Source organism: Variovorax sp. PDC80 (assembly GCF_900115375.1).
GTDB lineage: Bacteria > Pseudomonadota > Gammaproteobacteria > Burkholderiales > Burkholderiaceae_C > Variovorax.
This window is the reverse complement of sequence record NZ_FOWG01000001.1, coordinates 280868-299256: the sequence shown is the minus strand read 5'-3', so window position 1 is coordinate 299256 and position 18389 is coordinate 280868. Positions and strand designations below refer to the sequence as shown.

Annotated in this window: 19 protein-coding genes; 10 read left to right on the top strand and 9 right to left on the bottom strand. The window is 67.4% G+C overall.

Annotation, left to right across the window (positions count from 1 at the left end; translation table 11 throughout):
* Positions 1 to 14 precede the first annotated feature (14 nt).
* Positions 15 to 452: a nuclear transport factor 2 family protein gene (locus BM109_RS01345; RefSeq protein ID WP_093339900.1), complete on the top strand. Its 438-nt coding sequence runs from the start codon at positions 15 to 17 to the stop codon at positions 450 to 452.
* Positions 439 to 939, top strand: a complete 501-nt coding sequence (locus BM109_RS01340; protein ID WP_093339898.1) for a MerR family transcriptional regulator — start codon at positions 439 to 441, stop codon at positions 937 to 939. The genes BM109_RS01345 and BM109_RS01340 overlap by 14 nt, the downstream gene beginning before the upstream one ends.
* A gap of 14 nt (positions 940 to 953) precedes the next feature.
* Here the strand turns inward: BM109_RS01340 and BM109_RS01335 are convergent, their stop codons facing one another.
* The 3 genes from BM109_RS01335 to BM109_RS01325 all read right to left on the bottom strand — a co-directional run bounded on the left by BM109_RS01335 (position 954) and on the right by BM109_RS01325 (position 4018).
* Complete coding sequence (locus BM109_RS01335; RefSeq protein WP_093339896.1) at positions 954 to 1319, bottom strand: HPF/RaiA family ribosome-associated protein; 366 nt, start codon at positions 1317 to 1319, stop codon at positions 954 to 956.
* Between the two features lie 140 nt (positions 1320 to 1459).
* On the bottom strand, positions 1460 to 3445 hold the full coding sequence (locus tag BM109_RS01330) for an O-linked N-acetylglucosamine transferase, SPINDLY family protein (protein ID WP_093339893.1): 1986 nt from the start codon (positions 3443 to 3445) through the stop codon (positions 1460 to 1462).
* Positions 3446 to 3589: 144 nt separating this feature from the next.
* A complete protein-coding gene (locus tag BM109_RS01325) occupies positions 3590 to 4018 on the bottom strand; it encodes a CBS domain-containing protein (RefSeq protein WP_093339891.1) in 429 nt (142 codons plus the stop codon).
* A gap of 263 nt (positions 4019 to 4281) precedes the next feature.
* Between BM109_RS01325 and ylqF the strand changes: the two genes are divergently transcribed.
* The 4 genes from ylqF to BM109_RS01305 are packed head-to-tail and all read left to right on the top strand — an operon-like array spanning position 4282 to position 6963.
* Complete coding sequence (gene ylqF, locus BM109_RS01320) at positions 4282 to 5256, top strand: ribosome biogenesis GTPase YlqF (RefSeq protein WP_093339888.1); 975 nt, start codon at positions 4282 to 4284, stop codon at positions 5254 to 5256.
* Between the two features lie 11 nt (positions 5257 to 5267).
* A complete protein-coding gene (locus BM109_RS01315) occupies positions 5268 to 5873 on the top strand; it encodes a Crp/Fnr family transcriptional regulator (protein ID WP_093339885.1) in 606 nt (201 codons plus the stop codon).
* Positions 5874 to 5907: 34 nt separating this feature from the next.
* The gene (locus BM109_RS01310) at positions 5908 to 6492 is read left to right on the top strand and encodes an anthrone oxygenase family protein (RefSeq protein ID WP_093339882.1); all 585 of its coding nucleotides are present in this window, start codon (positions 5908 to 5910) and stop codon (positions 6490 to 6492) included.
* A gap of 57 nt (positions 6493 to 6549) precedes the next feature.
* A complete protein-coding gene (locus BM109_RS01305; RefSeq protein WP_093339880.1) occupies positions 6550 to 6963 on the top strand; it encodes a PaaI family thioesterase in 414 nt (137 codons plus the stop codon).
* 5 nt (positions 6964 to 6968) lie between these two features.
* Here BM109_RS01305 and BM109_RS01300 read toward each other — a convergent pair whose 3' ends face one another.
* The gene (locus BM109_RS01300; protein WP_093339877.1) at positions 6969 to 8198 is read right to left on the bottom strand and encodes an acyltransferase family protein; all 1230 of its coding nucleotides are present in this window, start codon (positions 8196 to 8198) and stop codon (positions 6969 to 6971) included.
* 192 nt (positions 8199 to 8390) lie between these two features.
* Here BM109_RS01300 and BM109_RS01295 point away from each other — a divergent pair, with 192 nt between their 5' ends.
* Positions 8391 to 9359, top strand: a complete 969-nt coding sequence (locus BM109_RS01295; RefSeq protein ID WP_093339874.1) for a LytTR family DNA-binding domain-containing protein — start codon at positions 8391 to 8393, stop codon at positions 9357 to 9359.
* Positions 9360 to 9563: 204 nt separating this feature from the next.
* Positions 9564 to 10766 carry an ammonium transporter gene (locus tag BM109_RS01290; RefSeq protein WP_093339871.1) on the top strand — a complete coding sequence of 401 codons (1203 nt, stop codon included), beginning with the start codon at positions 9564 to 9566 and terminating at the stop codon, positions 10764 to 10766.
* Positions 10767 to 10790: 24 nt separating this feature from the next.
* Here the strand turns inward: BM109_RS01290 and BM109_RS01285 are convergent, their stop codons facing one another.
* Positions 10791 to 11132: a hypothetical protein gene (locus tag BM109_RS01285; protein ID WP_256222252.1), complete on the bottom strand. Its 342-nt coding sequence runs from the start codon at positions 11130 to 11132 to the stop codon at positions 10791 to 10793.
* 142 nt (positions 11133 to 11274) lie between these two features.
* Here BM109_RS01285 and BM109_RS01280 point away from each other — a divergent pair, with 142 nt between their 5' ends.
* Together BM109_RS01280 and BM109_RS01275 are read left to right on the top strand one after the other, a co-directional pair.
* Positions 11275 to 12339, top strand: a complete 1065-nt coding sequence (locus BM109_RS01280) for a GNAT family N-acetyltransferase (RefSeq protein WP_177239214.1) — start codon at positions 11275 to 11277, stop codon at positions 12337 to 12339.
* 126 nt (positions 12340 to 12465) lie between these two features.
* Positions 12466 to 13401, top strand: a complete 936-nt coding sequence (locus tag BM109_RS01275) for a M14 family metallopeptidase (RefSeq protein ID WP_093339866.1) — start codon at positions 12466 to 12468, stop codon at positions 13399 to 13401.
* 149 nt (positions 13402 to 13550) lie between these two features.
* Here the strand turns inward: BM109_RS01275 and BM109_RS01270 are convergent, their stop codons facing one another.
* The 4 genes from BM109_RS01270 to BM109_RS01255 all read right to left on the bottom strand — a co-directional run bounded on the left by BM109_RS01270 (position 13551) and on the right by BM109_RS01255 (position 18364).
* The gene (locus BM109_RS01270) at positions 13551 to 13766 is read right to left on the bottom strand and encodes a cold shock domain-containing protein (RefSeq protein WP_093339865.1); all 216 of its coding nucleotides are present in this window, start codon (positions 13764 to 13766) and stop codon (positions 13551 to 13553) included.
* Positions 13759 to 14919: a reverse transcriptase family protein gene (locus BM109_RS01265; protein WP_093341200.1), complete on the bottom strand. Its 1161-nt coding sequence runs from the start codon at positions 14917 to 14919 to the stop codon at positions 13759 to 13761. The genes BM109_RS01270 and BM109_RS01265 overlap by 8 nt, the downstream gene beginning before the upstream one ends.
* A gap of 628 nt (positions 14920 to 15547) precedes the next feature.
* Positions 15548 to 16447, bottom strand: a complete 900-nt coding sequence (locus tag BM109_RS01260) for a M23 family metallopeptidase (RefSeq protein ID WP_256222251.1) — start codon at positions 16445 to 16447, stop codon at positions 15548 to 15550.
* Between the two features lie 102 nt (positions 16448 to 16549).
* Positions 16550 to 18364, bottom strand: coding sequence for a glutamine--tRNA ligase/YqeY domain fusion protein (locus BM109_RS01255; RefSeq protein ID WP_093339860.1), 1815 nt, complete (start codon positions 18362 to 18364; stop codon positions 16550 to 16552).
* Positions 18365 to 18389: the final 25 nt, after the last annotated feature.

Sequence of the window (18389 nt, the reverse complement as noted above, 5' to 3'; positions counted from 1 at the left end):
AAGAGGACATCGCCATGAACACCACCACCGCCAGCAACAAGGCGCTCATCCAGCACATCCACGCCCAGCTCGACCAGGGCAACAGCCGGCCCTTCCTCGAGGGCTTCGCCGACGACGCGACCTGGAAGCTCGAGGGCAGCACCGCCTGGTCGCGCACCTACCGCGGCAGGAAGGCGATCCGCGAGGAGCTGCTGAACCCGCTGTTCGCCCAGTTCGCCACCCCCTACACCAGCCGCACCGAGCACGTCCTGGCCGACGAGGACCGGGTGGTGGTGCAATTCAGCGGCGACGTGCTGACCCATGCCGGGCGCCGCTACAACAACCGCTATTGCTACGTCTACCGACTCGAAGGAGGCCTGGTGAAGGAGCTGATCGAGTATTTCGACACCGGCCTGGTGGCCTCGGCGCTGGAAGCGCCCGGGGTCGCGGCCCCGGCCGATGCCGGCGGCTGAGGCCCGGCGCGGCGTCGCGCAGGGCACGCCGTTCCTGATCGGCGAGCTGGCGCAGCGCACCGGCCGCAGCGTGCATGCGATCCGCTGGTACGAGAGCCAGGGGCTGGTGCCCGGCGTGGTGCGCGACGCGGGCGGGCGGCGCCTCTACGGCGAGCCCCACATCGGCTGGCTCGACCTGATGGACCGGCTGCGCCGCACCGGCATGTCGATCGCCGAGATGCGCGAGTACACGGCGCTCGCGCTGCGCGGCCGCGCCACCCTGGCCGAGCGGCGCGCGCTGCTCGCGACGCACCGCGAGCGCGTGAATCAAACCATCGCCGAATGGAAGCGCGCGCTGTCGCTGGTCGACCGCAAGATCGACTTCTACGACGCCTGGATCGAGAGCGGGCAGCGCCCGCCGCTCATTCCCACCGGCGCGCCCGAGCCGGCGCGGCCACCGCGCCAGCCGGACACACCGGCGCCTTCGCGCCGCGCGCGTCGAAGCTGAAGGGCGCCGAAGGCTTATTCGGCCACCAGCCCCATGCCGCCGTCGCGGCGGATCGACTCGCGGTCGCGGTGGTTGTGCAGCCGGCCCAGGGTGCTGTCGAGCAGGCGCTTGAGCTTGTCGGACGCGCCGCGGAAGGCCTCGTCCATGCTGGATGCGTGCTGCTTCACCGCCAGCGGCTGGTGGTGCGCGAGCCGCGCTTCCATCACGCAGCACTTGTCGCGTTCGCCGGCCTTCTCGTGGTTTTCGTCGCTCAGGTGCACTTCCACGCGTGTCACGTCGTCGGCGAAGCGCTGCAGCTGCTGCTGGATCTCGGTGTCGGCCCAGCGCTCGAGCGCTTCCTTGTTGTCGATGCCGTTGCTCGTGTTGACCTGTATCTGCATGTCCAGTGTCTCCCTTCTTGGATGTCAGGTTGGAGGATCGAAACGAGTCTTCACTCTGAACGCTGGAACCGTGGCGCGCGTAGGCCAAGGCCCTGCCGGCGGGCCGGGCAGGGTTGGCGATCCGCGGACGAAGGGACGGGCTACGCGCCCAGGCGCGGCACCACGATGTGCTCGGGCGGCAGTTGCGCGCGGTGGCGTTCCCAGGCCGCGGCGAAGCCCGCTTCGAGGTGGCGCGTGTAGGTCGCGGTATCGAACAGCGCGCAGTGCCCGCGCGCGGCGGCCAGCTCGGCGCGCAGCGCCGCGAGGCGCGGCGGGTCGGTGGCGAGCGCCAGGGCCAGCGCCTCGTAGGCGGCCGGCGAGTCGGTCGCGAGCTGCGGGAAACCGGCCGCGCCCAGCAGGCTGCCCGCCACGCGGCCGGCGAAGGTCTGGCCCACGCAGCTCACGAGCGGCAGCCCGGCCCACAGCGCGTCGCTGGCGGTCGTGTGGGCGTTGTAGGGCAGGTTGTCCAGGCACAGGTCGGCCAGCGCCAGGCGCTGCAGGTGGGCCGACTGCTCGGCCCAGGGCGCGAACACCAGCCGCTCCGAGGCGATGCCGTGCGCGGCGGCGCGCTCGCGCAGGTTCCGTTCGTAGGCCTCAGTGCCGCCCTTGAGCCAGAGCACGCTGCCCTCGACGCGCGCGAGCAGCCGCAGCCAGATGTCGAAGAACGCGGCCGTGAGCTTCTGGCCGTTGTTGAAGTTGCAGAAGACGAAGGCCGCTTCCGGCAGGCCGGCATCGGCGCGCGACAGCGGCCCGGTGGCCGTCTCGCGGCGCGAGTCGTTGGGCTGGTAGGCGTCGGGCAGGTAGAGGATCTTCTCGCTGTAGTCCGCGCGCGCCGCCTCGGGGATCAGGAAGGGATCGGCCACCAGGTAGTCGATGAAGGGCGCGCCCAGCGTGCCCGGGAAGCACAGGTAGCTGATCTGCAGCGGCGCCGGCCGCAGCGCCAGCACCGAGGGCCGCGCATCGATGGTGTAGCCGCCGAGGTCCACCAGGATGTCGATGCCGAGGTCGGCGATGGCCTGCGCGGTCTCGCTGTCCGACAGCTCGTGCGCGTCGACGAAGCGGTCGAAGGCCCGCTCGAGCCGCTCGCGCATCGCGCTGCCGTCGCTCTGGCGCAGCGAGATCGCCGTGACCTCGAAGCGCTCGCGGTCGTGGCGCTCGAACACCTCGGCCACCAGGAAGGAGGTGGCATGGCGCCCGAAGTCGGCCGAGATGTAGCCGACGCGCAGGCGCTCGCCCTCGGCGCGCACCGGCGCGTGCAGCGGTTCGGCCGCCATCGGATAGTGGCGCTGCGCATGCAGCCGCGCCACCTGCAGCTGCTCCTGCGGCGTGGAAGGCAGGATCAGCAGCGCGAAGGGCTCGATGCATTCGCGCTGCGCGCGGATGTCCTCGCGCAGCAGCGCCATCTGGGCGTCGAAGTCCCGCCAGTCGGCGATGGCCGCACGCGCATAGAGCAGGCCGCCGCGCGCGAAGGCGTAGTCGGCGTCGCCGGGATGCTCGCGCAGGGTCCGGTCGTACAGCTGTGCCGCGTCCGCGAAGCGCCGCGCCTGGCACAGCGCGGTGCCGTAGTTCTCGATCAGCGTGGGATGCGCGGGCTGCAGCGCCAGCGCGCTTTCGTAGCACTGAAGTTCCTGTGCATGCAGGCGCAGCTTGCCGCAGGCCGCGCCGCGGTTCATGTGGGCCTCGAAGGCGCCCGGGCGCAATTGCACCGCGCGGTCGAAGTGGGCCAGCGCCTCGGCGGCCTTGCCGAGCGCGAGCAGCGCGAGGCCCAGGTCGTGCTCGGCCTCGAACAGGTTCGGCTGGCGCTGCAGCAGCGTGCCGAAGGCCTCGGCCGCGGCGCGGTGCTGGCCCGACTTCTGGCAGGCCATGCCGAGGTAGTACCAGCTCTCGAGGGAATTCGGGTCGTAACGCAGCGAGGCGCGCAGCCGCTCGATGGCTTGCGGGAAGTCCTGCGTCTGGCCCGCGATGAAGCCCAGCAGCCGGTTCGCGGCGGCCGTGTGCTGGCCTTTTTTCAGCAGCTGCAGCAGCACTTTCTGCGCAGCGGAATACTGGCCCTGCCGGAAAAGCAGTTCGGCCGACTGCAAGCTCATTGCAGACCCTTGTGGTTCGGTGATCTTGGGGGGAGGGCCACGAGGTGGCGCCCGGCCGCGAGGGGCGGGCGCGCGCAGTCTAGCGTCGTCCGGTCGCGCCTGCCTGACGCGGGGGCCGAAAAAGGGCGGCGGCGCCGCCTTCGCTCAACTCTGGATGTAGTGCGTCAGTTGCTCGATGGTCTGCTCGTGGTCGGCAATGATGTCGTCCATCAGGTCCTGGATCGAGATCATGCCCACCACCCTGTCGCCGTCGACCACCGGCAGGTGGCGGAACTTGCGCTGGCTCATCAGCGCCATGCAGGTCTGGGTGGGGGTCTGCGGGTTCACGGTCATCACGTCGGGCGTCATGATCTCCGAGACCTTGACCTCCTTGGAGTTCTTGCCCTGCAGCGCGACCTTGCGCGTGTAGTCGCGCTCGGAGAGGAAGCCGACCAGCCGGTCGCCCTCCATCACCATCAGGGCACCGACCTCGAAATGCGCCAGCGTGGCCAGCGCATCGAACACCGTGGTGCCCGGCGAGGTCCGCCAGGCCGCGGAGTCGTGACGTTTGAGCAGTTCGGAGACGGGTTTCATCGCGGCAACTCCTTGAAAAAAGTCTGGATTCGACCGACGCCGGAAGGCGCGCTCTGCGACAAATCATAGGGGCTGGCACGCGCGAGCGGCGCAAGACTTTGCAAGCGTGCGGCCATGCCGCGCGCGGCAAAGACCCCGGTATCCCCGCGCGACGGGGGCGTATCGATCGATTCAGGTTCGCGGTTCACAATGCGCACCCCGGACCGGTGCATGCACCGTCCCATTCCATCCCGCAGCCACAAACACAAGAAAGACACGCACCGATGGCGATCCAGTGGTTCCCCGGTCACATGCATCTCACGCAGAAGGCGATCACCGAGCGCGTGAAGGACATCGACGTGGTGATCGAGCTGCTCGACGCGCGGCTGCCCGGCTCGAGCGCCAACCCGATGCTCGCGCGGCTGACCGCCAACCGGCCGGCGCTCAAGGTGCTCAACAAGCAGGACCTGGCCGACCCCGAGCGCACCGAGCGCTGGCTCGCGCACTACAACGGCCTGCCGGCCACGCGCGCGATCCCGCTCGACGCTAGCCTGTCGACGCCCGCGCAGCAGATCGTGCGCGCCTGCCACGCGCTCTCGCCCAACCGCGGCGGGCTCGCCAAGCCGATGCGGGTGCTGATCTGCGGCATTCCGAACGTGGGCAAGTCGACGCTGATCAACACCCTGACCGGCGGGCGCAAGGCCAAGACCGGCGACGAGGCCGGCATCACCAAGCTCGAGCAGCGCATCACGCTGGCCGACGACTTCTACCTCTGGGACACGCCCGGCATGCTGTGGCCGCGCATCGTGGTGCCCAAGAGCGGCTACAACCTCGCGGCCAGCGGCGCGGTGGGGCGCAATGCCTTCGACGAGGAGGAGGTGGCGCTCGAGCTGCTCGGCTACCTCAAGCAGCACTACGCGGCGGGGCTGGTGGCGCGCTTCAAGCTGGTCGAGCACGAGCATGCGCCCGGGGAGCTCGCCGAGATGCGCGACGAGGCGTTGCTCGACACCATCGGCCGCAAGCGCGGCGCGCTGCTCGGCAAGGGGCGCGTGAACCTGCAGAAGGCGGCCGAGATCGTGATGCACGAGTTCCGCGCCGGCAACCTCGGCCGCATCACGCTCGAGACGCCCGAGGAGTTCGCCCAGTGGCTGGCCGAGGGCCAGCGCGCCGATGCCGAGCGCGAGGCCAAGAAGGCCGCGCGCAAGCAGCAGCGCAAGGGCGGCAAGGCCGCGGCCGCCGAGGACGACGCGGTCGCCTGAGACACCGGACCATGCAGCAGCCGGCCGCCACCGATGCCGCCTGGCACGCGGCCCTGGCGCGCCGCTTCCCCGAACTCGGTGCCGGCCCGCTGGTCGCGCTGGCCGGTTCGGCCCGCCGCGAGACCCTGGCGCCGCACGCGGTGCTGCTGGCCGCGGGCAACGCCTGGCGCCATGCCTTCTGGGTCGAGCGCGGGCTGCTGCGGCTGTACTACCTCGACGCCGAGGGTCGCGAGTCGAACAAGAACTTCCATGCCGAGGACGCCTTCGTCTGGCCCGTGACGCCGCTGCTGCGCGACGAGCCGGCGGCCTTCTTCATCGCGGCGCTCGAGCCCGCCGTGGTGCGCTGCCTGCCGTGCGACGCGCTCGAAGCGGCGGTCGCGGCGCTGCCCTCGTGGACCGCGCTGCGGCTGGCGGCGCTGGCGGGCCTGTTCGACGACAAGCTGCGGCGCGAGCAGGCCTTCCTGCAATGCGACGCGCGCGCCCGCTACGAGGCGCTGCTGCGCGAACGGCCCGACTGGGCGCGGCGCATTCCGCTGCGCCACCTGGCGTCCTACCTCGGCATGACCGATGTCTCGCTGTCGCGGCTGCGCGCGGAGATGGGGCTTATCGCAGGTTAAGGCGGGCCGGGGCGGCGCGCGCCACAGTCGGCGCATGCCGCCACGTACCTCGCCGCTCTCATTCGCCCTGTCTCTTGCAGGCTGGAGCCTGCACGGCCTCGCCGTCTTCGCCTTCGGCCTGATGGCCGGCTTCTTCTGGGCCTACGGTTTCAACGTCAGCCTCGCCACGCTGCAGATGGACGGCGCGAGCTATGCCGTCGTGCAGTCCAGCCTCAACCGCCATGTGCGGCACGCGATGTTCTTCGGCTTCTTCTTCGGCCCGCCGGTGCTGTGCGCGCTGGCGCTCGCGGCCGGCCGGAATGAATGGCGGCGCGGCTGGTTCGGCCTGCTCGCGTTCGCGGGCGTGCTCTATGCGCTGGGCATCGTGCTGTTCACCGCGCAGGTGAACCTGCCGCTCAATGCCTACACCGAGTCGTGGGATCCGCAGGCACTGCCGCCCGACTGGGCCGAGACGCGCGCACGCTGGCATGCCGCCAACCTCTGGCGCTGCGCGGCCAGCGCGCTGGCCTTCGCGCTGTCGATTGCGGCGCTCGCGCTGCGTGCGCGGGCTGTCGCCGATGCAACTGCCGCGCGCGTTCCGGTCACGGACGCGACGGGCCGGGCCGGGGGCGCTTCGTAGAGTGGGCTCGACCCATTCTGGTCGACAAGGAGAGTCCCCCTCTCGAAGGAGCATCCGATGCTAGACACCATCCAGGCCTTGAATCGAACGGCCGCATTCAACCGCTGGGCCGGCTTCGAAGTCGTGCGCGCGGAAAAGGGCGAGGCCGAACTGCGCATGGCATGGCGCGAGGCCGACATGGGCCAGTACGCCGGCTTCCTGCATGCCGGCATGATCGGCGCGCTGCTCGACACCGTCTGCGGCTTCGCGGCCGCCACCGTGGCGGGCCGCGTGCTGGCCTCGCACTTCTCGGTCGATTGCATGGCGCCCGCGCTGGGCCGCGTCTTCGTGGCGCGCGGGCGCGTCGTGAAGGCCGGGCGCAAGCAGGTCTTCACCGCCGCCGAGCTGTTCGGCGAGGCCGAGGACGGCACGCTGAAGCTGCTGGCCACGGGCAGCACGATCCTGGTGCCGGTGCCCGACGACAAGGGCTGAGGCCTTCAGCGCGCGGCCGTCAGGGCCGCCGCGGGCGCCCGATCGGGCGTCCGCTTTTCCTGCGGCGGCAGGCCGAACAGCGGCCGCAGCCAGCGCACGCGGCGGATCAGCGCGTCGTTGAGCAGCCAGCAGCCGCCCAGCGTGACCGCGAGGATCAGCGCCGGCTCGAGCACCGGGCCGAGCGCCAGCGGCGCCAGCCAGACGATCGCCAGCACGATCAGCGTCTGGTGCAGCATGTACCAGGGATAGACCGAGGCATTGGCCCAGCGCAGCCAGGGCCAGGGTCGGTTCAGGTGGCGGTGGCCATGGCCGAGGAGGGTGGCGACCGCGGCCCAGAGGTAGAGCGAGCGCAGCACGGCGTTGATTTCGTTCGGCACGCTGCCGGCGCCCAGCGTGCGCGCCGCGATGTAGGCGGCGACCACCGCCACGGCCAGCGCCAGCGACACGCGGCGCAGCCGCTCAAGCTCGCGCCAGATGCCGCTGTCGACGCCCATCCAGTAGCCGTAGAGGAAGACGGTGAAGTAGATGCTGTGCAGGAAGGGGTCGCGCACCAGGTTGTGGGTCGGCGGGTAGTGCGGCGCCAGCAGCAGCGTGAAGGCCGCGAGCGGCAGCGCCGGCAGCAGCAGCAGCCAGCCGCCGCGCAGCCCGTTGAAGGCCCGGCGCAGCGCCTGGCCTGCGGCGGAACGCCACAACGGCAAGGTGAGCGCCACCGCGGCCGTGTAGACGAACAGGTACGGCAGGTACCAGAGGTGGTTCCAGGTGATGCCGAACTCGGCGCCCGCGAAGGCGCCTTTGGACCAGGGCTGGCTCATCGGCAGGTAGCGCAGCAGGAAGGCGCCGAAGCCCGGCGCCACCAGGCCGTTGGCCACGCCTTCGGCATAGGCCTGCCAGGGCACGACCACCGCCATGCCGAAGGCCAGCGGCAGCACTAGCCGCAGCCCGCGGCCGCGCAGCAGCGCCGCCGTGCCCTGGTGGCGGCTCAGGAAGGCCAGCGAGACGCCCGAGATCAGGAACACCAGGTCCATGCGCCAGAGGTTCAGGATCCGCATCGGCCATTGCAGCCATTCGGCCGCATGCGGACTCTTGAGGTGCCAGGGCCAGTCGGCCACGTAGTACATCGCCACGTGATAGACGATGACGAGCAGGAAGGCGAGGGCGCGCAGGGCGTCGATGTCGTGCCGGCGCGGGTCGGCGGCCGGCGGGACGGGGTTGCGTGGAAAACGGTCGGTGGGCATGAAGGCTCCTGGATCGGGGACTGAACGAGCGGCCATGGTCCGGGCCCGGCGAGGCGGCGGCGCGGCCGGGGGACGGATCGCGGGCACTTTGTGACGAGCGGTGGCCCCGGTGGGACGAAACACGGGGCGAAATCCGTCCCCGGGCCGCCCCTGTCGCCCCATTCGTCACGTGGATCGCGACAATCGCCCGCCATGGCCGGCCCCCGCAAAGACCTCTACCACCGCTACGAGCCGATCCGCCGCTACGTCGAGGTCGGTTTCTGGATCGTCGTGATGGCGCTGCAGGCGCTGTTCAACACCACGGTGGCGATGGTCGACGCGCGCTCGCGCGCCGTGCCGCGCGAGACCTGGGAGATCGTGGTCTGGGAGGGCTCGAGCCACCTGGTCCTGCTGCTGCTGGTGCCGGCCATCGTGGCGCTGGAGCGCCGGCTCTCCCCGCTGGCCTCGCTCGCGCCCGGCAGGCTGGTGCGCTACCTGGCCTGGCATCTCGCGGCCAGCGTGGTGTTCAGCGTGGTCCACGTGATGGCGATGTTCGCGCTGCGCTCGCTGGCCTATGCCGCCGCCGGCGAGCACTACGCCTTCGGCGGCTGGGCCGCGCAGTGGGGCTACGAGTACCTGAAGGACGTGCGCGCCTACGTCTCGATCGTGTTCGGTATCTGGGCCTACCGGATGTTCATGCTGCGCTGGCAGGGCGAGGCGCGAGTGCTCGACGCGCCGGACGAGGCGCCTGAAGGGCCGCAAGCGTCGCCACGCCCGGCCGATGCCGAGCCGGCCCCGGCCGCGGACGCGCCACCGCCGCCCGCCGAACCCGCGCCGCCGCCGGCTCCCGCGCGCCCCGAGCGCTTCCTGGTGCGCAAGCTGCGCCGCGAATTCCTGATTGCCGCCGGCGACATCGACTGGCTGCAGGCCGAGGGCAACTACGTCGGCCTGCACGTCAACGGCCACGACTACCTGCTGCGCGCCACGCTGACCGACTTCCTGACCCAGCTCGATCCGGCGCTGTTCGTTCGCGTGCACCGCAGCCACGCGGTCAATCTGTCGCGGCTGCGCGAGATCGAGCCGCTCGACGGCGGCGATGCCCGGCTGCACATGCACGACGGCAGCACCGTGCCGTGCAGCCGGCGCTACCGCGAGGCCCTGCGCGGCGCGACGGCCTCCTGAACCGCGGCGCGGGTGTGTCATGCACCGTCAGGCGGCATCCGTTCCGGTGCGCCACGCCCGCCCTTCGGGCTCACTCAGCCCCATCTCGGCCCGTTTCGCACCATTGACGAGCTTGTAGGCACCATTTTTGCTTCATTGGCCCGCCGTCCTGCTGAATTCAGGTGCGGCGCACCAAATCAATCCAAAAACCAGCAAGAAGCTCCAATGGACGCACTCAAACAGGGCGCAGACGCGCTGTTCATCCTTCTAGGCGCGATCATGGTGTTGGCCATGCATGCGGGATTCGCCTTTCTCGAACTCGGCACGGTCCGCAAGAAGAACCAGGTCAATGCGCTCGTGAAGATCCTGGTCGACTTCTCGGTCTCGACCATCGTCTACTTCCTCGTCGGCTACGGCGTGGCCTACGGCACCCACTTCTTCGTCAGCGCCACCGAGCTGTCGGCCCGCAGCGGCTACGACCTGGTGAAGTTCTTCTTCCTGCTGACCTTCGCGGCCGCCATTCCGGCCATCATCTCGGGCGGCATCGCCGAGCGCGCCAAGTTCTGGCCGCAGCTGATCGCCACCGCGGTCATCGTCGGGCTGATCTATCCCTTCTTCGAGGGCATCGCCTGGAACAAGCACTTCGGCATCCAGGACTGGATCGCCTCGGTCACGGGCCATGAATTCCACGACTTCGCGGGCTCCGTGGTGGTGCATGCCGTGGGCGGCTGGCTCGCGCTGCCGGCCGTGCTGCTGCTGGGCGCGCGGCGCAACCGCTACCGCGGCGACGGCTCGCTGGCCGCGCATCCGCCGTCGAACATCCCGTTCCTCGCGCTCGGCGCCTGGGTGCTGTGCGTGGGCTGGTTCGGCTTCAACGTGATGAGCGCGCAGACCATCGACAAGATCTCGGGCCTGGTCGCGGTCAACTCCGTGATGGCGATGGTCGGCGGCACGCTGGTGGCGCTGGCCATGGGCAAGAACGACCCCGGCTTCGTCTACAACGGCCCGCTGGCCGGCCTGGTGGCGGTGTGCGCGGGCTCCGACCTGATGCACCCGATCGGCGCGCTGGTGGTGGGCGGCGTGGCTGGCGCCATCTTCGTCGCGATGTTCACGCTGACGCAGAACAAGTGGAAGATCGACGACGTGCTCGGCGTCTGGCCGCTGCACGGCCTGTGCGGCACCTGGGGCGGCATCGCCGCCGGCATCTTCGGCACCCAGGCGCTGGGCGGCATCGGCGGCGTGAACCTCGGCGCGCAGCTCATCGGCACCGTCATGGGCGTGGTCTGGGCGCTGCTCGGCGGCGCCGTGGTCTACGGCGTGCTCAAGAAGACCGTCGGGCTGCGGCTGTCGCAGGAAGAGGAATTCGACGGCGCCGACCTGTCGATCCACCACATCTCGGCGACGCCGGAGCGCGAAGTCAACTGGTGAGGCCGGCCGGGGCGTATCGGCGCTTCAGCACTTCTGGAAGCGCGGGCACTCGGCCACCGCGCGGATCGCCACCACCGTGTTCTCGCCGTCGAGCCGGCGCGAGACGAACTCCACCGGCGTGCCGTCGGCGATGTCGGCCGCGAGCTTGCGGTCGGCCAGCCTGAAGGTCTGGGTGGTGAACGGCAGCTTCGAGCGCGGCGGGATCTTCAGGTGCAGGTACAGCTTGCCGCCGGGCTCCTCGTGCGAGGACATCAGGCGGGCGCGCGTGTAGACGGGGTCGGTCTTCGTTTCCTGCGCGGCGGCGCCCGCGAGTGCGAGCAGGGCCGCTGCGGCCAGGACCATGCGGGACAGCGGCGGGAAGGGCATGTGCGAACTCCTCGTCGAAGGGGGCGGAAACACCATTGTGGAGCGCCAACCTTCGGCCAAGCCAAAGATGCGTTCGTCCAAGCGCGCGACGGGTCCGCGCTTCGGCACAATCGCGCCCCGGCAAGAACACGGAGGACGGGAGATGGCGAACGACACGATCGAGATCCGGCGCTTCGATGTCCATATGGACGATCCGTCCGAATGGGCGCGCTTCCACCGTTACCGGCGCCTGCGCGACGAGGAGCTGCACCCCGGCGAGCCGCAGGCGGCCGATGCCGACTTCGAGCACGACGCGCGGCGCCGCATGCCCTTCCACGAGGCCGAGCGCTTCGTCGCGCGCGAGGGCGACGAACTGGTCGGCAACCTCATCCTCTGGCGGCGCCGGCCCGACGCATCGAACAGCGAGCCGTTCGCGTTGCACGCGGAGGCCTGGCTCGGCGTGCTGGGCGCGCACCGGCGCCGCGGCATCGGCAGCCGGCTGCTCGTGCCGCTGCTGGCCTTCATGCGCGAGCACGGCAAGACCGTCGCGACGATGAACACCTTCTACCCGCCGGGCCATGCCTTCCTCGAAGCCTCGGGCGCGGTCCTCAAGCACCGCGTGGTCGAGAACCGCATGCGGATCGATGGCCTCGACGCGGCCGAGCTCGCGCGCTGGAAGGCACAGGGCACGGCCGGCGGCGCGCTGCGCTTCGAGATCCATCCGGGCCGCACGCCGATGGAGCGCCTGGCGCAACTGCTGGCGCCGTTCTCGGACCTGTTCAACGACATGCCGCTCGGCGAACTCGAACTGCCGCCCGCGCGCTACGAGCTCGACGGCTATGCCAACTGGTACCGCGAACTCGACCGCAGCGGCGGCGAGCACCACCTGGTGCTGCTGGTCGACGCCGACGGCACGCTGGCCGCGATGTGCGAAGCGCACTGGGACCCGCGCACCCCCGACCGCCTGCACCAGCGCCTGACCGGCGTTGCGCGCGCCTGGCGTGGCCGCTCGCTGGCCAAGGCGGTGAAGGCCGCGATGCTCGAAAGCGTGCGCGCGCTGCATCCCGAACTGCGCACCGTCGTGACCTACAACGCCGAGGCCAACGCGCCGATCCTCGCGATCAACCGCCGGCTGGGGTTCGAGGTGCATCGGCGGCAGGGGGTTTATCAGCTGGGGGTCGAGGCGCTGGCCGAGTGCTTGGCGCGGCGCGGGGAATCGGTGGACTGAAGCGCAAATTGCGCCGATACGCTTCAGATTTGAAGCGTATCGGGCCGGAACCGGTGCCCAGCAAGAACGCGCCGCCTGTAGCAAACTCGCGCGACCCCGTTCCCGCCCGAGCCGCCACACCCCACCATGACCCAATCCCCGTCCGCCCTCGAAGTCCTCCCGCGCGATCTCTCCGCCTACCGCCAGGGCAATGTCGGCGTCGACTACGTGCACCGCTTCGAATCGGGCAAGCCCGGCCCGCACGTGCTGATCAACGCCCTGACGCACGGCAACGAGATCTGCGGCATGACGGCCGCCACGCACCTGCTCGACCACGGCGTGCGGCCGAAGATCGGCACGCTCACTGTGAGCTTCGCGAACATCGACGCCTACGAGTCCTTCACCGAGGCCGCGCCCTACGACAGCCGCCAGATCGTCCACAACCTCAACCGCATCTGGTCGCCCGAGTGGCTCGATGGCAGCGAGGACAGCCCCGAGCTGCGCCGCGCGCGCATCCTGCGGCCCGTGGTCGATGCGGCCGACCACATCCTCGACATCCATTCCACCAGCCAGCCGGTGGTGCCGTTCTGGGTCTATCCGTCCTTCGAGCGCAATGCCAAGGTGGCGATGGCCATCGGCCGGCCGCCCGTGCACCTCGTGATGCCCGACGGCCTGGGCTCGGGCACGCCGCTGATCCAGTACGGCAGCCATGGCGGACCCGACGGAAAGGGCGTGGCGATGGTGGTCGAGTGCGGCCAGCATTTCCTGCGCTCGGCTTCCGACCTCGCGACCGCCGTCACCTACGACTTCCTCGCCTACTTCGGCTTGGTCGACAAGGACCCGGCCGCCCCCGCGCCCGAGCCGCAGCGCCGCTTCAAGCTGCTGCAGACGCACGTGATCCAGAGCGAGGACTTCGCCTTCGTGCGCCCGCTGATCGGCTTCGAGACCTTCGCCAAGGGCGAGCTGATTGCCACCAACGGCCCCGACGAGATCCGCGCGCCGGTGGACGACTGCACCGTGTTCATGCCCGCGCAGCGCGTGATCGTGGGGCGCGAGGCGCTCTACCTGACCCAGCCGATCTGAGCCGGGCGGGCTGGCTGCGGTGCTCAAAAGATGAGGTGGTTTTGCAGCTTGTTGGCGAATGTGTGGAGCGAAAAATTATGAATTTTTCTTCCTTCAAATAGAAAAACGCCTCGGACAGAGGCGTTTTTTTTATCCGATGTGGCGGAGAGCTAGCTGAGCCTCTTAATATTGGTTGCAAATTTCTTGTTGTTTTCGTGTTCTATGTTGAATTCAACATCAGAGCCCGTTACCAAAGACGCCTCATCCGTTACGGAGGTTCTGAAAAAGAAGACGTCTTTCCCCTTTTCTCTTTGAATAAATCCATATCCCTTTAATGGGAAATAAGCCTTAATCTTTCCTATCGAAGACTTTTCTTGATCATCCATATATCAGGTCCTCTTTAGTTTTTGTGGGTGCGTGTTTTCTTAGTCGATCTCTCAGATTGGTCGCCAGTTTTGCATTTGATCTTGCGAGAATGTTTATCCTATGTGTGACTTGATTAAATTTCTCAATATAGGAAATTTTTCCGCGATCACCCATGTTTACGCGCTCTAGACTTTCAACTATTTTTTCTGTTTTATAAGTGTCGGCTCGATTGTAGTGTGGGAGTTTTGCGCTCAATCGATTGCGAAAATTGGTCGCTTCAAAATGATTTAAATAGGTTGGTTTTGCAACTAAGCCCGAAAGTCGGTCATGTTCTTGGTGGTATTCAGGGGCGGTGCGGGAAATTTTGAAGTTTTCTTCGCAGCGATGCAGCTGTGTTCTTATTTTTTCTCGCTCGGCTCGAAAGACTCTAGGGTGACCTCGATTCAACCAAAGACCGGTCACCTCCATTAGAGTTTCGGGATTTGAAGCACTACTTACCCTGGTTTTTCGATTCTTAATTCTAAACCCTTTGCTTTTCAGCAGGGAGGCGGTGCGCGATATGATTTCTTGTACTTCTTTTGGCGCAATATTTCTCTGCGACGAAATGCAAATATCGTCGAGCAATCGACTGTAAGTTAGTTTTCTTTGGCGAAATTCTTCAACCAGTCTGTGCTCGGTTTCAAAAAGCACTAAATTCGCAATGTATGAACTCGTACACGCGCCTTGTGGGACCACCTCGTCGAGGGTCACAAGTTCGGCAAGCAGATGGCTTACAGGGTCTGGAAAGTGACAGAAATACTTGAATATTTCTGCCACACGTTTTTTCGAAATGCTGGGGTAGAAATCCGTTACATCTAAGGTGATTATTGTTTTGGCTCCGGCATGAGCCTGAGCATTTTTGACATAATCCTTGCCTTCGATGCCTCCAAATAAGAAAGGCGGAAACTCCACATTCGAGAAAATTGCTCTATTTATTCTTTTTTGTATGACCTTGAGATCGTGGGTTGGGCTGCATATAGTGCGGGTCCCACCGTTTTTCTTTGGGATCTCGAATCGCGTGTATTGGCTTTGAGCGCGGGCCGAGAAATCTTGGAGGGTCGTAGCATTTAATCCAAGTGCCGCAGCTAAGGACGCAATACTAGCGATCGGTTTCCCATGAAAAATTGGTCGCATAAAAAAACAGGTGCCTACTTAGTCGGAAATGATATCCCACAAAGATTTCAACAAGATCAAAAGCTTAATAGAAGCCATGATAATGTCGGGCCAGCGGTAGACTCCACATTTGAAATCAGAAAGCTCACGCTTTGCAGAATTCTTTCTTCTAGCGGCGCAAGCGCCGCAATTATTCGATTTGGGTTTTGCCTTGAGGGGCATAATTCTTTCCTTTAGGTTTTTGCGTGAAACCATTTCCACGCCGCTCAACTTCCTAAAGGACACGAAAGATCAACAACCTACCGCTGACCCAGGCACCTGCGCATTTCGCTCAACAACCGTGTCGGATATTCGGATCAGTGCCGCCCGGCGAATGACTTCGCGTAGTCGACAGTGATTTCGCCTCCGCCCCGGTAAAGTTCTGCAAAAAAGCAGAACGTCTCCTGCGAGACCTAGATTCTTTCGTCAAATCAAATAACTGATCAAAGAACGTGGATCAGACGTTACGTCTGATGACGCCAGATGGCGCAGATGAAATGTAAGTGAATGTCCTACAAGATGGTGTTAGTAGAACACCTAGGCTTGCCTGGCATCCTTCTTGCCGGGCTGAATTGTTAGGCGCGGTCAGCTTGATAAATCGAGATCAGTGTTAGTTATCTATGAACAGCGCCGGATCGACCATCGCGCGGTTGAGCATCACCGACCAGTGCAGATGCGGGCCGGTCACGCGGCCGGTGGCGCCGACCGCGGCGAGCTTGTCGCCGGTCTGGAGCACGTCGCCGACCTTCACGTCGACGCGGCTCAAGTGGCAGTACATGGTCAGCAGGCCGCCGCCATGGTCGAGCCAGACGGTGCCGCCATTGAAGAAGTAGTCGCCGGTGTCGATGACCTTGCCCGGCAGCGGCGCGAGCACCGGGGTGCCGGTGCCGGCCGCGATGTCCATGCCGCTGTGGGGATTGCGCGATTGGCCGTTGAACACGCGGCGCAGGCCGAAGGAGCTCGAGCGGCGACCCGGCACGGGCACGCGCATCTGCAGCGCGGCATCGGGGCGCAGCTCGGTGCGCGTGGCGGTCACGGTGGCGAGGTGGTCGCGCTCGCGCTCGTAGCGCGCCTGGTCCTCGGGCGAGAGGTCGACGGTGCGCGGCGCCACGCTCAGGCGCTGCTCGCGGTACTGCTTGGGCGCGATGCTGTAGCCGAGCTGGCGCGGCGCGGCATCGGGGCGGGCCTGCACCGAGATGCTGGCCTCGCCGGGGTCGGCCGCGAGCGGGATGCCGACGAGGGCGGTCCATTCGATGGCGTCGCCGAGCACCAGCACGGGCTGGTTGCCGTCGCCGCCGGTCGTGGCCAGCGGGCGCGTGGCCGCGGGGCCGAGCGACAGGCGCGCGACGCCGCCCGGGACCTGGGAGGCGCGTGGCCAGACTTCGGGCGGCTGGGGCTTGGCGGCGCCGGCCTTTTTGGTCGCCGCGGAGGCGGGCAGGGCGAGCAGAGCGGCGGTGCCGAGCAGGAGCGTGCGGCGGCCGGGGAGCGGAGCGTGAAGGATGCGTGACATGGGCCGCATTGTGGCGTCATGGCCCGCGCCCGATTGTCGGAAAGCACCATGAAAAACCGGGGCGCGCGGCCCCGGTTCGTGATGCGGCGAGAGCGCCGGTGCCTACTTGCCCCAGCTGTCGCGCATGCCCGCCGCGCGGTTGAACACGCGCCGGCCGTCCTCGGCCGCCTTGGCGTCGAGCACGAAGTAGCCATGGCGCTCGAACTGGAAGGCCACCTCGGGCTTCGCGTCGGCGAGCGAGGGTTCGACATAGGCCGCGCAGACCTCGAGGCTGTGGCGGTTGAGTTCATCGAGCAGCTCGCCGCCGCCCGGATTGGCTTCGGAGAACAGCCGCTCGTAGAGCCGCACCTCGGCCTGCACCGCGTCGGCCACGGCCACCCAGGTGATGTTGCCCTTGACCTTGATCGCGTCGGCGCCCGGGGTGCCGCTCTTGGTGTCGGGCACCAGCTTCGCCTGCACTTCGATGAGCTTGCCCTCGGCATCGCGCGTGGCGCCGGTGCACTCGATGACGTGGCCGTACTTGAGCCGCACCTTGTTGCCGGGGAACAGGCGGAAGAAGCCCTTGGGCTGCACGTCCTCGTAGTCGGTGCGCTCGATCCAGACCTCGCGGCCCAGCTTGAAGGCGCGCTTGCCGAGTTCGGGATGGTGCGGATGGATCGGCGCCGAGCAGTCGTCGAGCTCGGCGTCGCCGCCCATGAGCTCGCCCCAGTTGGTGATCACCAGCTTGACGGGGTCGAGCACCGCCATCGCGCGCGGCGCCACGGGGTCGAGCGTGTCGCGCAGCGCGGCCTCGAGCGCGGCGTAGTCGATCCAGCCGCCCGACTTGGTGGTGCCGCTGCGTTCGCAGAACAGGCGCAGCGCCTCGGGCGTGTAGCCGCGGCGGCGCAGGCCGGCCAGCGTGGGCATGCGCGGGTCGTCCCAGCCGTCGACATGCTTTTCTTCCACCAGCTGGCGCAGCTTGCGCTTGCTGGTGAGCACGTGCGTCACGTTGAGCCGCGCGAATTCGTACTGGCGCGGATGCGGGCTGGCGATCAGGCCGCCTTCGGCGAGGCGGTCGAGCAGCCAGTCGTAGAACGGGCGCTGGTCCTCGAACTCCAGCGTGCAGATGCTGTGGGTGATCTGCTCGAGCGCGTCCTCGATCGGGTGCGCATAGGTGTACATCGGGTAGATGCACCACTTGTCGCCGGTGTTGTGGTGCGTGGCCCGGCGGATGCGGTAGAGCGCCGGGTCGCGCATGTTGATGTTGGGGCTCGCCATGTCGATCTTGGCGCGCAGGGTGGCGGCGCCGTCGGCGAGCTGGCCGTCGCGCATCTCGCGAAAGCGCGCGAGGTTCTCCTCGGGGCTGCGGCTGCGGTACGGGCTGTCGGTGCCGGGCTTGCCGAAGTCGCCGCGGTTGGCGCGCACTTCCTCGGCCGATTGCTCGTCGACGTAGGCCAGGCCGGCACCGATCAGGTATTCGGCCGCGCGGTACATGAAGTCGAAGTAGTCGCTCGCGAAGTACTCGTGCGGCTGCATCACGCCGGGCGCGCTGGGGCGGTCGGCGAGGTAGGTCTCGTAGCCGAGCCATTCCACGGCGTCGCGGATCGAATCGACGTACTCCTGCTCTTCCTTCTCGGGGTTGGTGTCGTCGAAGCGCAGGTGGCAGACGCCGCCGTACTCGCGCGCCAGCTCGAAATTCAGCCAGATGCTCTTGGCGTGGCCGATGTGCAGGTAGCCGTTGGGTTCGGGCGGAAAGCGCAGGCGGACCCGGGCCGGGTCGCTCATGCCATGGGCGTGGTGTTCGGCATCGCCCGGAGCCCCGCCCCAGCGGCGGCCGCTGTAGGCGCCCTGGGCGAGGTCGTTTTCGATCACGTGGCGCAGGAAATTGCTGGGTGCGGCGGGTGTTTTTGCGACGTCTTTGTCGGTCGGGGAGGTCATCGACGCATTCTAATTTGGGGGATCT